Origin of the sequence: Rossellomorea marisflavi, assembly GCF_009806575.1 — a bacterium.
Taxonomy (GTDB): Bacteria; Bacillota; Bacilli; order Bacillales; family Bacillaceae_B; genus Rossellomorea; species Rossellomorea marisflavi_A.
Genome location: NZ_CP047095.1, coordinates 4,033,301 through 4,047,176 on the forward strand (window position 1 = coordinate 4,033,301; position 13,876 = coordinate 4,047,176).

Annotated in this window: 11 protein-coding genes and 2 pseudogenes; 2 read left to right on the forward strand and 11 right to left on the reverse strand. The window is 47.6% G+C overall.

Going from position 1 to position 13,876, the window contains the following annotated elements; all coding sequences use genetic code 11:
- Positions 1-39 precede the first annotated feature (39 nt).
- The 5 genes and pseudogenes from mreB to spoIIQ all read right to left on the reverse strand — a co-directional run bounded on the left by mreB (position 40) and on the right by spoIIQ (position 5,301).
- Positions 40-1,050 carry a rod shape-determining protein gene (gene mreB / locus D5E69_RS20740; RefSeq protein WP_048014190.1) on the reverse strand — a complete coding sequence of 337 codons (1,011 nt, stop codon included), beginning with the start codon at positions 1,048-1,050 and terminating at the stop codon, positions 40-42.
- A gap of 296 nt (positions 1,051-1,346) precedes the next feature.
- Entirely contained in the window at positions 1,347-1,607 is a 261-nt protein-coding gene (spoIIID, locus tag D5E69_RS20745; protein ID WP_048004881.1) for a sporulation transcriptional regulator SpoIIID, read from the reverse strand.
- Between the two features lie 348 nt (positions 1,608-1,955).
- A pseudogene (locus D5E69_RS20750) lies at positions 1,956-3,622 on the reverse strand (sodium:solute symporter family protein).
- Between the two features lie 56 nt (positions 3,623-3,678).
- Positions 3,679-3,981, reverse strand: coding sequence for a DUF4212 domain-containing protein (locus D5E69_RS20755; protein WP_048004879.1), 303 nt, complete (start codon positions 3,979-3,981; stop codon positions 3,679-3,681).
- A 486-nt stretch (positions 3,982-4,467) separates the two neighbouring features.
- Positions 4,468-5,301: a stage II sporulation protein SpoIIQ gene (gene spoIIQ, locus D5E69_RS20765; RefSeq protein WP_231579012.1), complete on the reverse strand. Its 834-nt coding sequence runs from the start codon at positions 5,299-5,301 to the stop codon at positions 4,468-4,470.
- A 239-nt stretch (positions 5,302-5,540) separates the two neighbouring features.
- On the opposite strand from spoIIQ, the gene D5E69_RS20770 reads away from it, so the two are divergent.
- Positions 5,541-5,975: a VanZ family protein gene (locus tag D5E69_RS20770; protein ID WP_048014188.1), complete on the forward strand. Its 435-nt coding sequence runs from the start codon at positions 5,541-5,543 to the stop codon at positions 5,973-5,975.
- Positions 5,976-6,016: 41 nt separating this feature from the next.
- Here the strand turns inward: D5E69_RS20770 and spoIID are convergent, their stop codons facing one another.
- Positions 6,017-7,030: a stage II sporulation protein D gene (gene spoIID, locus D5E69_RS20775; RefSeq protein ID WP_048004876.1), complete on the reverse strand. Its 1,014-nt coding sequence runs from the start codon at positions 7,028-7,030 to the stop codon at positions 6,017-6,019.
- Positions 7,031-7,280: 250 nt separating this feature from the next.
- On the opposite strand from spoIID, the pseudogene D5E69_RS20780 reads away from it, so the two are divergent.
- Positions 7,281-8,653, forward strand: a pseudogene (locus D5E69_RS20780) (IS3 family transposase).
- 541 nt (positions 8,654-9,194) lie between these two features.
- Here D5E69_RS20780 and murA read toward each other — a convergent pair.
- From murA to atpD, 5 genes are all read right to left on the reverse strand, one after another.
- Positions 9,195-10,499: a UDP-N-acetylglucosamine 1-carboxyvinyltransferase gene (gene murA / locus D5E69_RS20785; protein WP_048004875.1), complete on the reverse strand. Its 1,305-nt coding sequence runs from the start codon at positions 10,497-10,499 to the stop codon at positions 9,195-9,197.
- Positions 10,500-10,531: 32 nt separating this feature from the next.
- Positions 10,532-11,281 carry a YwmB family TATA-box binding protein gene (locus D5E69_RS20790; protein ID WP_053072104.1) on the reverse strand — a complete coding sequence of 250 codons (750 nt, stop codon included), beginning with the start codon at positions 11,279-11,281 and terminating at the stop codon, positions 10,532-10,534.
- A gap of 215 nt (positions 11,282-11,496) precedes the next feature.
- The gene (locus D5E69_RS20795) at positions 11,497-11,733 is read right to left on the reverse strand and encodes a DUF1146 family protein (RefSeq protein WP_048004874.1); all 237 of its coding nucleotides are present in this window, start codon (positions 11,731-11,733) and stop codon (positions 11,497-11,499) included.
- Between the two features lie 268 nt (positions 11,734-12,001).
- A complete protein-coding gene (locus tag D5E69_RS20800) occupies positions 12,002-12,406 on the reverse strand; it encodes a F0F1 ATP synthase subunit epsilon (RefSeq protein WP_048004873.1) in 405 nt (134 codons plus the stop codon).
- Between the two features lie 22 nt (positions 12,407-12,428).
- The gene (atpD, locus tag D5E69_RS20805) at positions 12,429-13,832 is read right to left on the reverse strand and encodes a F0F1 ATP synthase subunit beta (RefSeq protein ID WP_048004872.1); all 1,404 of its coding nucleotides are present in this window, start codon (positions 13,830-13,832) and stop codon (positions 12,429-12,431) included.
- Positions 13,833-13,876: the final 44 nt, after the last annotated feature.

The window sequence follows — 13,876 nt, forward strand, 5'->3', positions numbered from 1 at the left end:
TTCTCTTACATCGGAACCTCGCGCGACTATTTCAGTCGATCAGCCTATTTTCCGGCGTGAAATTTTATCGATATTCTCAAGCATCAGACCCGTTCCGACAGCTACACAGTCCATTGGGTTCTCCGCTACAAGGACCGGTACTTTCAATTCTTCAGCAAGGAGCGTGTCCATGCCGTGAAGCAGCGCTCCTCCTCCTGTCAGGATCACACCGCGGTCGATGATATCTGCTGATAGTTCTGGCGGAGTCTTCTCCAGGACGTTCTTGGCTGCCTGGACGATGACAGATACTGATTCACGAAGCGCCCCTTCGATTTCTTTTGCCGTCACGGTCAGGGTACGTGGAAGACCTGATACCATGTCACGTCCACGGATGTCCATCTCATTCATCTCGCCTTCGCGATTTTCGGAGAAGACCGTACCGATCTTGATCTTGATGTCTTCCGCTGTACGTTCACCGATGAGGAGCTTGTACTCGCGTTTGATGTAATTCAGGATTTCATAATCGAATTTATCCCCTGCCATCTTGATCGACTGGCTTGTCACGATATCACCCATGGAAAGGACCGCTACATCCGTGGTTCCCCCTCCAATATCCACGACCATATTCCCGGTCGGGTTGAAAATGTCCATGCCTGCTCCGATGGCTGCGACTTTCGGCTCTTCTTCAAGGTAGATTTTCTTACCGCCGCTCTTCTCAGCTGCTTCCTTGATGGCTTTTTGCTCTACGCTCGTGATGTTCGTCGGGCAGCAGATCAGGATGCGTGGCTTCGACATGAATCCTTTCACGTTCAGCTTATTGATGAAATGCTTCAGCATCGCTTCTGTTACATCGAAGTCCGCTATGACTCCATCCTTAAGTGGGCGGATCGCGACGATATTCCCAGGCGTCCGGCCAACCATGCGACGTGCTTCTTCCCCTACTGCCAATACTTTATTCGTATTCTTGTCCAATGCGACGACGGAAGGTTCGTTAAGGACGATCCCCTTCCCCTTTACATGAATCAATACATTTGCTGTACCTAAATCGATACCGATATCTTTCGCGAACATTTAATGTGACTCCCTTCTTATCTATCAATTGATCTATGGTTTATTTCCTATGTAGTTACGGTTTAACGTTAAGGTAAAATCTTCACCTAATTAATTATATTACCATAAACGTGTCGAAAGCAGGAGTTGTTTGTCAAAAAAATGAATTTTATTTCATATGCCCTTCATGACCATACGGAGCAGGCAAAACGCCTTGACCCCACGCTCCTTTTCCAGCTGAAAAAACCTTTTACACGTTACCTCAGACGCAAAAATACGCCATCCGCCCTTCTTCCTGCGGGCGTGGCGCATCGGTTTCAGCTGTGAAGTTCCTCTTTCCTGTATTTTTGCTTCGTTGCTTCTCCCCCTCTTAGGTGTCGGATCGATTTATGATAATCCAGTATCGTCTTCACTTCGTTTGCAAGCTCCGGATTGATTTCAGGCAGCCGTTCCGTTAAATCTTTGTGGACCGTACTTTTGGACACGCCAAACTCCTTCGCAATGACGCGAACGGTTTTCTTTGTCTCCACGATATACTTGCCAATCTTGATTGTTCTCTCTTTGATGTAATCGTGCACACCACTCGACCTCCCCAAATTGGATGTGAGAAGTGTGAAATGAGACTCGCTTCGCATGAGTGATTAGTATAAGTTACGTTGCCGTTATGGCCCGTGGTTTACAGCGTATAAACATATATGTGACTGATTCGCTATGGGATATGGACGATTCCTCACCTCAAACACTCTCTGTATTGATAGGTTTGTTTCATTTTATTAGCATTTGTCCCCATATATGCACACTTTACCGAATAAGGACAAGGTGACGTTTGAATTTTCAGAAAACCTTTTGTGGTATGCGACATATTCTGATCTATTTCCTGAGAAATAAGTCGAAAACGCCCCCTTGAGATCAGGGGCGTTCTGTCTTCATCCTTTAAAATCTACATCTTCATCGATCCATACCTCTCCATCCTTGTATGTCATCTGCTCTGGATACCTAAGGTTCTCCACTTCATCCTGAAGTTTCTGCGACGGTGCAGGGGTTAGGAGTGATACGGTGATATTGGCAATGATCGCTGCCAGGGCCCCGAAGACGCCGGCACCTGTGTCGATGATCCCGAGGATGGTATGACCATCCCTTGCCAGGAAGATATACAGCAAGGTGACCCCCAGGCCGACAAGCATGCCTGCCACCACTCCATGGGCGTTGGAGCGCTTCCACCAGACCCCGAGCAGGAGTGCAGGGAAGAATGTTCCCGAGGCAAGAGCAAACGCCCACGCAACGATCTGGGTGATCACACCAGGCGGATTCAATGCCACTAGACCGGCAAGGAGCGTGGCTATGACAATTGTCCAGCGGGCAACGGCCAGACGATTTGCATCTGTTGCCCCCGGCTTCATGACCCTGTAGTAAATGTCATGGGCAAATGAAGACGAGATGGCGATGAGGAGTCCGCCTGCAGTGGAGAGGGCCGCAGCCATGGCCCCCGCTGCAACGAGACCGATGACGAATACACCCAGGTTGGCAATCTCCGGGGTGGCCATGACGACAATATCATTGGAGATGATGATCTCCTGCCACTGAAGGATGCCGTCGCCATTTGTATCCGCCACTTGAAGCTTCCCTGTATCGACCCACGACTTCGTCCATGCAGGGAGCTCGCTGATCTTACTTCCGGCTACTTTCGTCATGAGGATGAACCTCGAGAATGCTGCATAGGCAGGGGCAGACAAATAAAGGATCCCGATGAAGAGAAGCGCCCATGCCCCGGACCAGCGGGCTGCTTTCATCGTGGAGACCGTATAGAATCGGACAATCACATGGGGAAGTCCGGCGGTTCCGGCCATGAGGGTGAACATAAGGGCGATGAACTGCCATTTTGATCCGTTCGTGAATGGTGCAAAATACTCCGACACACCGAGCTGCCGGTCCAGTTCACCGATCTCTTCCACGATCCTCCCGTACGACAGCCAAGGAGCCGGATTCCCTGTCAGCTGCAGTGACATGAAAATGACGGGGATGAGATAGGCAATGATCAGAACAAGGTACTGTGCCACCTGCGTCCAGGTGATTCCCTTCATCCCTCCGAAGGCTGCGTAGAACGCGATGAGCACGACCCCGATCATCGTCCCGATCTTCGCATCGATTTCGAATAATCGTCCGATGACGACCCCCGACCCGGAAAGCTGTCCGATGGAATAGGTGAAGCTGATGATGATGGTACAGATCGCCGCCGTGATCCGTGCCGGATGGCTGTTGAACCGGTCGCCGATGAATTCCGGAACAGTGTAACGTCCATATTTCCGGAGCTGAGGGGCCAGAAGGAACGTGAGAAGGAGATATCCCCCCGTCCACCCCATGATATAGGCCAGACCGTCATACCCGAGGATCATGACCGTTCCTGCCATCCCTATGAAGGAGGCTGCGCTCATCCAGTCAGCACCGATCGCCATCCCATTGAAGATCGGTGGGACCCCCGGCCAGCCACATAGAAGTCCGATGTTTCTTTTGCTTTGTTGTATACAGCGATACCAATATATAAGGCAAATGTAACCAAAATGATGATCGTCGATACTAACAGCTGCGAATCCATCTATCCGTTTCCCCCCACACTCTGTCTATTTTCTTCATCCTAATTTCTCTCATTTATTAATGGTCCAGCGTCTTCCCGTAGCTGAGGGCTTCGTTCTTCTTCGCGTCGATTCCATACTTCCGGTCGATTTTGTCACTTACGACTGCGTTGACGAACAGCAGGAAGATGAAGGTGACGACCGCTCCTTGAGCTCCCATGAAGTAATGGAAAGGAAAACCGCCTATCGTAATAGAAGATAGTGGTTCCGCGAGCAGGACCACACCGAATGACGCTATGAACCAAATGACCAGATACACACCCATATAGATGTTTTTCTCTCTGAAATACCGATCGGCTTTCAGCTTTTCAATCTTCTTCATTCCGTTACCCCCTTCTATTCACATTATCTCAGACTGAAAATGAACTTCACCGTTTCAAAAAACGGAGCCGGCACCATGGCAATCTGGATGATCAGGAATGCAAAAAGTGCCATGAATGGAATGGCCAGATAAAAGATTTTCTTTTTCCTAATGGTGAGAAAGATGCAGAATCCCGTGAGCACAAGAAAAATGAAAAAGTAAATGGATGACACCTCCTTAATGTAAGCGTTTTCTAAAATGAACAGACGTCTCCTTCCTGAATACTTATTCATCATTATGTATAGGGTGCAGGACAGGGTCAATCAAAAAAAGTCGACAGAAATCTCAGGAATCATGAATTTGTTTTCTCACAATAGTAAGATTCCTCTCTCAGAACCGGAAAGCTGCCTGATTTATTTTTCCACTAAACTAACTTCCTGTCGAATGACCACGGAGGTTCTTGACCCACAAAAAGAACCGGCCGCAATGGGCCGGTTCCGTATGGGATCATTCTTCGTCTTTAGTATCAGCTGCGTCCGGGGTAGTGCTGGACTCATCGGACTCTTTCTTCTCCGCGCCTTGTTTAGGCTTGGCTTGTCCTTCGTTTCCTTCAGACTCTTTCTTTTCTTCAGCAGCATCTTTCTTCTCTTCTGTACCTTTGTCTTCAGAAGCTTGCTCTGTGGATACTTGTTGATCCAAGTCAGCTTCTTGAAGAGTGGCAAGGGACTTATTGAAGTACTCAAGCGGATTTACGGCTAAGCTGTCTTTGCGGATTTCAAAGTGTACGTGTACTCCTGCTTCTTCGTTCAGACCGCTCTTGCCTGCTTTCGCAATTTCCTGACCTTGCTTGACTGTGTCACCTACTGCAACCTTGAAGTCTTTGACTGATTGGTAACGTGTGACGACACCTTTGGAATGCTCGATTTCAATCGTGTTTCCAAGTAGGGCATCTTCCTGAACCTTTGTGACTTCTCCACTCATGGCAGCAAGGACATTGAAGTTCTTACCTTCTTTCGAGATGTCGAGCCCTTGGTTCGGGTAGTACTCATTTCCGTGGACGATGAGCGCTGCTTCCTGTTCTTCGGCCGTGGCATTAGCATCATAGAATTCTTTCTCAATGACGGTTTCATCCGGCTTGGCAACTGGCATTACAAAGTTTTCGAGTGAACGGTTGACTTCTTCTGCAGGTTGATCAAATTGATTTTCGGTAGGAACTCCATCATAGCTGTAATCCTTTGCTTTCTCGTTCACATCATTTGATGCCTGGTACCACAAAATCCCTGTGATCACGACTGCTGCACTTGCCAAGTAGATTGCTGGATAGGCCCAGCGCCTTTTCAAAAATTTTGGAGAAGTATGTTTCTTTTCTTCCTCTCTCATTTTCATCACCTCAGCAATCATTCTGAACAGAATTCAGAAAATATATACACGAGGTGAAAAATTTTTAAATGCTTATCTTTCGACAAAACGAATCGTTCTATGCACGATTTTTTACATCTCTTTGAACTTTTATGCTGATAGGAGAAAAGGAGCGCTCCCCGTGCTACAATGAGAGGATGAAACGAAAGGACGATGTCTGAATGAAATCTGTATTGAAAATCGGGCTGACCGTAGCCCCTTTCTTATATATGCTCTTGATCTGGTATCTCTCAAGCAATCCCGATGACAAGGTCCTGAGCCTCCAAGAACGAGATCTGGATCGTTTCATCAAGGAATCTCTCCACCTGATCGAGTTCGGGATCCTTTACGCCCTATTTGTCCTTGCCCTTCTAGCTCATGGAAAACTCACCTATGCTGTCAATACCGTTGCCGCCTTGATTGCCATCTTTTATGGATTCACAGATGAAATCCATCAGGCCTTTGTTCCGGCACGTTCTGCCACCATGATCGACGCCGCCAAGGATCTGATCGGTGTCACCGTCCTCTATTGGCTCGTCAACCACACGTACTTCCGCTCTCCAGACCGTCCGCTGGGCCGTTGGTTAAAATCAGTAGAGAACTATTTTACAGCGTAAATGAAGAAGCGCCAGGTCCGTAGAGTGGACCTGGCGCTTTTTCAGCGCTGTGCCGTGACTTTTTTCAACAAGGTATCTGCCTGTGTAATCTTCACGTCCTTATAATAATGCTGGACGATCTGCTTATAGTCCTTTCCTTCCTCAGCCATCCCGTTAGCTCCGTATTGACTCATACCCACGCCGTGACCGAAGCCTTTCGTTGAAATGACGATATGATCGCCTTTCAGTGACCAGGTGAAGTCCGATGATTTCAGATTCAGCTTATCGCGTATCTCCCGTCCGGTAAACTTCTTGCCGTTGATCTCCACGTTGGCAACCCGCTTCCCTTCCGTGCGCCCGGTGATCGTACCGACGCTGCCATCCTTCGGCAGGGTGACCCCCAGCTTCTTTTGAAAGTCGCTTGTCTTGATCACGACTTGGTCTTCAAATTTCGGGGATTTAGAATCCCAAGGGCTCTCGACACTCCGTAAGTATGGGAGCTCATTCTCCCAATAGGATTCAGAGTTCTCGGTGTACCCGTTGCTTGTCGAGAAAAAGGCAGCCGTGATCGGCTTATCTTTGTACGTCAGGACTTTGCCCATCGTCCCATGTACGGCATCTTTGATTTTTTTGATTTTCCATTCATAGTCCGCTCCCCATAGTTTGGCGAGCTCTTTCTCATTCTTGTATACCTGATGGGCAACCGTGTCGGTCACATCGGCACCTTTGGGTACGTTGGAGTCATCCACTAGAAGCTGATTCACAATATAGGTCCTGGCAGCCAGCGCCTGGGCCTTCAAGGCTTCGGGTTCAAAGTCGGCAGGCATTTCACCGGCTACGACTCCCACGACGTACTGCTCGAGGGGCAGTTTTTCGATGAGGTCGTCGTTTGAACGATAGACGGCCACCTCCATGGATTGGTCCATGTCTTTGTTGGCGGTTTGTTTGGCTTTGGCTTCGTCCAGGTTGGCTGTTTCTTTTCCTGATGAGAAGGGGAGTACCAGCAGAGCGGGAATCGTGATGATGATGATGATAAAGAGTGAGAAGGTGAGTAGTACGGGTTTCCATTGCTTCATGTGCGCTGCCTCCATATAAAGTGAAATAGGAGATGGTGGTGCGTTTCTCCTCTTTTCAAATGTATGGGGGTGGACAGGCTTTTATGAATGATTATTGTGGTCATTTTTAATAAGTAGAGGGATTGGTTATGGAAGGGATGTTCCGTTCTGCTACGGCCACCCGCTTTCCATGGGGCGTGCGGTGAGCCGCTTCGGCGTTGTGCTGCCCCCTTATTACTAGACACCCCAATCCTAAAAGGAGGGGTTATAAATGAACAAGCACACCCGTACGTTTAAACTTCAACTGGCCAAACGTTACTTGGAGGATGAAACGGTTAGTTTTCGAGATTTAGCTTCACAAGAAGGCGTGGATGCTGCTGCGCTGGGCTATTGGGTCAAGTTGGTTCGCCATCATGGTGATCAAGCCTTTTCTTTTCCCTATACAACGTATTCTCCTGCCTTTAAACTAAAGGTACTTCACTATATTACGGACAAGAATTACTCCATTCGAGAGGCATCTGCCTATTTCCACCTTCCCGATCCCTGTATTGTGCGCAGGTGGTTGAGAAAGTGGGAGAAAAGGGGACGAGATGCCTTCGATTCAAAGGAAATGAGGGCCTTGACGATGACTCCTAAACCACCCAATCAACATAAGAAATTAGAAGACATGACTCCCGAAGAGCTACGAGCACACGCCGCCTATTTAGAGATGGAGAATGCTTATTTAAAAAAGCTGAGAGCCTTAGTTCAGGAGGAATCATCACCAAACAGATCAAAGCGAAAGTAGTATTTGAACTAAGGAATGCGTTCCCGGTGATTCAGCTCATCAAAGTAGCGAACCTCCCTAGAAGCACCTATTACTTCATCAAAAAACAGTGGGACCAACCCGATCCTGATCGGAAGTGGAAAAGAAGAATTACCTTGATCTTCCGCCGTCATTCAGGCCGTTATGGTTACCGTCGGATTACGGATGTACTCCAGGCAAAAGGGTATGACATCAATAAAAAGAAAGTCCTTCGCATTATGAAAGCCCTAGGGCTCCAGTGCCTGGTAAGAAAGAAGAAATACCGGTCTTATGAAGGGGAAGTTGGAAAAGCGGCGCCCAACACCCTCGACCGAAAATTCATGGCATCGAAACCGAACCAAAAATGGGTAACCGATGTGACGGAATTCAAGATTGCCGGACAGAAACTGTACTTGTCCGCGATGTTAGACCTGTTTAATCGAGAAATCATTACGTACACGCTTCACACGAAACCTAGCTTTGATTTAGTAGAAACGATGTTACTTCAAGGAGTCGAACGTCTACGTGAAGGCGATGACCTTCTTCTTCACTCTGATCAGGGCTGGCACTATCGCATGCCTAAGTACCGAAGGATACTCAAGGACCATCACATCACTCAGAGTATGTCTCGGAAGGGAAACTGTTATGACAACGCCGTGATGGAGAATTTCTTCGGCATCATGAAATCAGAGTTTCTCTACAGAGAAACTTTTCGGAACCTCAAGGAGTTCAACCGAAAATTAGAAGAATACATGGATTACTACAACCACTTGCGAATTAAGTCTACGCTCGGTAAAAAGAGCCCGGTAGAATACCGACTGTACACACAACGAATGAATCAAAAAGTGGGTGTCCAATAATTTGGGTCCAGTGCACGTTGCCTGTAGGGTCTCACCCTGCCCACTTTTCCCATAGGAGTCGGGTGGCCTCCGCTTCACTTCACTTTTGGTGATATGTAGATTCTACTCTTAATATTTCCTCTTACAATAAGAAATGGTCATATATCTATCTTTCATGGGATGACTTCCTTCAAATGGCGATGGAGCTAAGTCACTCCTGGTCTCTTTAGGGCTTTTAAGAATTCAGGTAGGGACGTTTCGTTCCGCTGCGGGTGGCCGCTTTCCGGCGGGGAGGGAGTTGAGCCGCTTCGGCTGCGCCTCCAGGGTCTCAACCTTCCCTCTATTCCCGCAGGAGTCGGCCACCCTCCGCTGCTCTTCACTTTTGGTAATATGAAGTATGGATTTTAGAAAATGGGCTATGCGTGTTCATCGTTTACTTGATGGACTCATTCCTTAGAATAAGTAGCTATATATTTATACCTACTTATTCTCCACTAACCACTGAGCCATATATATAAAAACGGACCTCCCGTTGATAGGAGGTCCGTTTTATTGGATACGCTTATGCGTCTTTGATCATGGTTTCTTCTGTTGCTGGTGTTTCGTCAGCTTCGTTGACGCGTTCGATGTCTGCGCCTAGGGCTGCTAGCTTTTGGTGGAAGTTGACATAGCCACGGTCAAGGTGTTTTAGTTCTGTCACCCTTGTGTAGCCGTCTGCTACGAGTCCTGCGATGGATAGGGCTGCGGCTGCACGAAGATCGGTTGCAGCTACTTCTGCACCTTGAAGGGCAGTTGGTCCATCCATGATGACAGAACGGCCTTCGATCTTGATTTCGGCGCCCATGCGACGGAATTCTTCCGCGTGCATGAAGCGGTTTTCAAATACCGTTTCCGTGATGACGCTTGTTCCGTCAGCTGCAAGGAGCAATGCCATCATTTGGGATTGCATGTCTGTCGGGAATCCAGGGTGTGGCATCGTTTTGATGTCGACGGATTTCAATGAATCAGGACCGATGACACGAACTCCTTCCCCTTCATCGATGATCTTGACGCCCATCTCCTCCATTTTGGCAATAAGAGAAGATAAATGCTCAGGAATTGCACCTTTCACAAGAACATCACCTTTAGTGATGGCGGCAGCAACCATGAATGTTCCGGCTTCAATACGGTCCGGGATGATGCTGTGCTCCACTCCATAAAGGCGATCGACACCCTCGATGCGGATTGTTCCGGTTCCGGCACCTACTACGTTTCCTCCCATTTTGTTCAGGAAGTTCGCAAGGTCCACGATTTCCGGTTCTTTTGCAACATTTTCAAGGATTGTTGTTCCTTCTGCAAGAACGGCAGCCATCATGATATTCTCAGTGGCACCTACGCTAGGGAAGTCGAGATAGACTTTGGCACCATGCAAGCGTCCGTCAACTTCAGCTTCAATGAAGCCGTTACCGACTTTGACTTTAGCACCCATTGCTTCGAATCCTTTAAGATGTTGATCAATCGGTCTTGAACCGATCGCACATCCTCCAGGAAGAGCTACACGGGCTTTACCTGTACGTCCAAGAAGTGAACCCATCACAAGGACGGATGCACGCATTTTACGTACATATTCAAAAGGCGCCTCTACGAATAACTCCCTTGACGCATTGACGGTGACTTCACCGTTCGCGAATTCTACATCTGTATTTAAATGACGTATAACTTCATTGATCGTATATACATCGGAGAGTGGTGGTACGTTTTTGATGATGCTTTTTCCTTCACTTGCTAATAATGTAGCAGCGATGACTGGTAAAACGGCATTCTTTGCTCCTTCAACTTGCACTGTACCGCTTAAACGCTGACCGCCGCGGACGATAATTTTTTCCAAGAGTATTCCCCTCCGCGTCCAATTTCTCTATATTAATATTCAATAATCAGGATGGGTGTGCCAATGACAAAGGTTGTCTCAGCGCCCATTCCACTTTTCCGTAAACCAAGTTGAATGTTCATGTCTTGATGCTGTTTGGTTTGAATGGTCCGTGACAATTGTTCCGAGTAGGCTGAAATTGAATGAAACTCTTCCTCTTTTAAGGATTCCAATTCATTAGCGTCTAATGTGTCCATCATTTCGACGGCTTGATTCGACAAAACTTCCTCAAGCGTATCACTGAATTTGCCTTTAATACAAGAGAATATCAAGGGTTCATCCGTGAAAATTTCTTCCGCATTTGGGATATATTCACTTTTGATATACGCCTTGGCGCTCTCTCCCCAAGTGGTCTGACTTCCGCGCAGCTCATACATAGTATACGACTGTGATTGCCCGTTTGTGAGGGTATGTAAAATCTTAATGGTTTCTGTTCCGTGAGACGTCTTGCGAAGTCCCGTCACCACTGTTTCTTCCTTCGATTTTTTCGTTACCCATTTGAATCCGGAAAATTTCTCCTGAATCAAATCACTGTGTTTGGCAAACTCTTCTTGTGTGAAGCTAGATGCGTTTTCTCTTGCATACAGAGACCATTCATTGACCTCCCCACCAGCACGTTCGACGGCAAGATCAAGTTTTTCTATATCGGTGAAACGCTTCGCTTCGATAGTGTTGTTCCCATTACTGACATAAAGAAAACCAATTATAATGAAAAAAATTACGAAAATGTAAAAGTTACGCACGATCATTCCTCCCCTTTAGTAAAAGTCTTTCCGTCAGGGTGAGGAACATACTTGCAACTTATCGTCATCTTTTTACAAATCTGTCTTCTTTCAGTCATGTGATCGTTTTCATAATGAAACTTTTTCACAAAGGGCGTAAACACAAAATTAATCTTACTCAAAACTGGTACCTTTGAGAACATGCAGGAAGACCTATTTTTTGTAAGGGTTTGACCCTATTCGAAAAGGGTCGGCAGCTGCTGGGTCCATAAGTAATAGTCCAACAGGAACCTGCTGACGGCAGAACCAATGGCAATGGTCAGTAGGATGTACAGGAGTCTCCCTTGGGCGACCCTGTTTTTTTTAAGGAGCTTATCCAATTGGATGGATTGGAGAGCCCAGAATGTAACTGCGAACACCACCAAGTGAATCAGCATGCTGATCAGCGCCTGCTGGCCAAATGTTACTCCCATTCCCACTCACTCCATAAAAAAAATTAGACACACATAGACTATTTTAACACATTACCTTTGCACTACAATAGTTATTTTTGTAAATGTCAGGTTTTTTTGAGCTGTGTTTTTTAAAGTCCTGTGGATCTGTCCCACGTTTCATTTTACTCCCTTTGTGTAGGTAAAGCTACTTGGAGCACGCAGGATTTTTACTTATTTTTTGTTTCTTCATTATATAAAAATCCACCCTTGAGACAGGTAAGCCCCAGGGTGGATTTTCAAGATCGTATTAGAAGTTACGCTCTGACACGTTGATTCTGTTCATGGCACGTTTCAAGGACAGTTCAGCACGGCGGAAGTCGACGTCATCCCTGCTTCCTTGAAGGCGTCCTTCTGCACGTCCTTTGGCTTCCTTGGCACGTTCGATGTCGATCGCTTCTGCCGTCTCGGCAGATTGTGCAAGAATTGTCACCTGTTCAGGACGGACTTCGAGGAAGCCGCCGCTGACAGCTACAAGCTCAGTGTCGCCACCTTTTTTCAGGCGAACCGCACCGATTTGTAGTGGAGCAACCATCGGAATGTGTCCAGGCAAGATCCCAAGCTCACCGCTTTGGGCTTTCGTACTTACCATGTCCACTTCTGAATCGTACACTGGGCCATCGGGAGTGACAATATTGACTTTTAATGTCTTCATTTTCTTCCCTCCTGGTCCGCGATTATACCTCTACGCCCATTTCTTTAGCTGCAGCCAGTACGTCCTCGATCGGGCCTACCAGACGGAATGCATCTTCAGGAATGTGGTCGTATTTGCCGTCAAGGATATCCCTGAATGCTTTGACTGTATCCTTCACTTCTACGTATGAACCTTTTTGTCCTGTGAACTGCTCGGCCACGTGGAAGTTCTGTGAAAGGAAGAATTGTACACGACGAGCACGGTGAACAGTCAGTTTATCATCATCGGAAAGCTCGTCCATACCGAGGATTGCAATGATATCCTGAAGTTCTTTGTAGCGTTGCAGGGTTTGCTGGACGCTACGTGCTACGCTGTAATGCTCTTCTCCAACGATTTCAGGAGATAGTGCGCGTGAAGTGGAAGCAAGTGGATCCACGGCAGGATAGATACCCATTTCCGAAAGCTTACGCTCAAGGTTCGTCGTCGCGTCAAGATGGGCGAACGTCGTTGCAGGAGCTGGATCCGTATAGTCATCCGCTGGTACATAGATCGCTTGGATCGATGTAACGGAACCGACGTTGGTCGATGTGATACGCTCTTGTAATTGACCCATTTCGGTCGCAAGTGTCGGCTGGTAACCAACGGCAGATGGCATACGTCCAAGAAGGGCTGATACCTCTGAACCTGCTTGCGTGAAACGGAAGATGTTGTCAATGAACAATAGAACATCCTGGCCTTGCTCATCACGGAAGTACTCAGCCATGGTCAGACCCGTCAAGGCAACACGCATACGTGCTCCTGGCGGCTCATTCATCTGACCGAATACCATCGCTGTCTTCTTGATAACGCCTGAATCGCTCATCTCGTGGTAAAGGTCGTTCCCTTCACGGGTACGCTCCCCTACACCGGCGAATACAGAGATCCCACCGTGCTCCTGGGCGATGTTGTTGATCAATTCCTGAATCAAAACGGTTTTACCTACACCGGCTCCACCGAATAGACCGATTTTACCACCCTTGATGTAAGGCGCTAGCAAGTCGACTACTTTGATTCCTGTTTCAAGAATTTCCACCTCTGTGGAAAGCTGATCGAATGTTGGTGCTTGTCTATGAATCGGGTCACGACGGATCCCCTGCTGAAGAGGCTCATCCAGGTCGATTGAATCACCCAGTACGTTGAATACACGTCCAAGCGTGATGTCACCTACCGGTACGGAAATCGGTGCTCCAGAATCGAGTACTGCCGCTCCACGCTGCAGCCCGTCTGTAGAGGCCATGGCGATCGTGCGCACAGAGTCATCCCCAAGGTGAAGGGCAACCTCCAGTGTAAGTTCGCCTCGGTCTGCGATTTGGACCTTCAATGAGTTGTAGATATCCGGTAGCTGCCCGCTAGAGAACTTGACATCGACAACCGGACCCATTACTTGAAGAACATGTCCTGTGTTCATCTCTTTCCCTCCTAACTGGCTTTTGACGATTGATACGTCTCTTT

What these genes read in the sequence shown, in the direction of transcription:
- mreB (WP_048014190.1), bottom strand. Translation starts at nt 1,050, where the DNA reads ATGTTCGCGAAAGATATCGGTATCGATTTAGGTACAGCAAATGTATTG.
- D5E69_RS20770 (WP_048014188.1), top strand. Translation starts at nt 5,541, where the DNA reads ATGAAATCTGTATTGAAAATCGGGCTGACCGTAGCCCCTTTCTTATAT.
- atpD (WP_048004872.1), bottom strand. Translation starts at nt 13,832, where the DNA reads ATGAACACAGGACATGTTCTTCAAGTAATGGGTCCGGTTGTCGATGTC.
- D5E69_RS20795 (WP_048004874.1), bottom strand. Translation starts at nt 11,733, where the DNA reads ATGGGAGTAACATTTGGCCAGCAGGCGCTGATCAGCATGCTGATTCAC.
- spoIID (WP_048004876.1), bottom strand. Translation starts at nt 7,030, where the DNA reads ATGAAGCAATGGAAACCCGTACTACTCACCTTCTCACTCTTTATCATC.
- D5E69_RS20755 (WP_048004879.1), bottom strand. Translation starts at nt 3,981, where the DNA reads ATGAAGAAGATTGAAAAGCTGAAAGCCGATCGGTATTTCAGAGAGAAA.
- D5E69_RS20800 (WP_048004873.1), bottom strand. Translation starts at nt 12,406, where the DNA reads ATGAAGACATTAAAAGTCAATATTGTCACTCCCGATGGCCCAGTGTAC.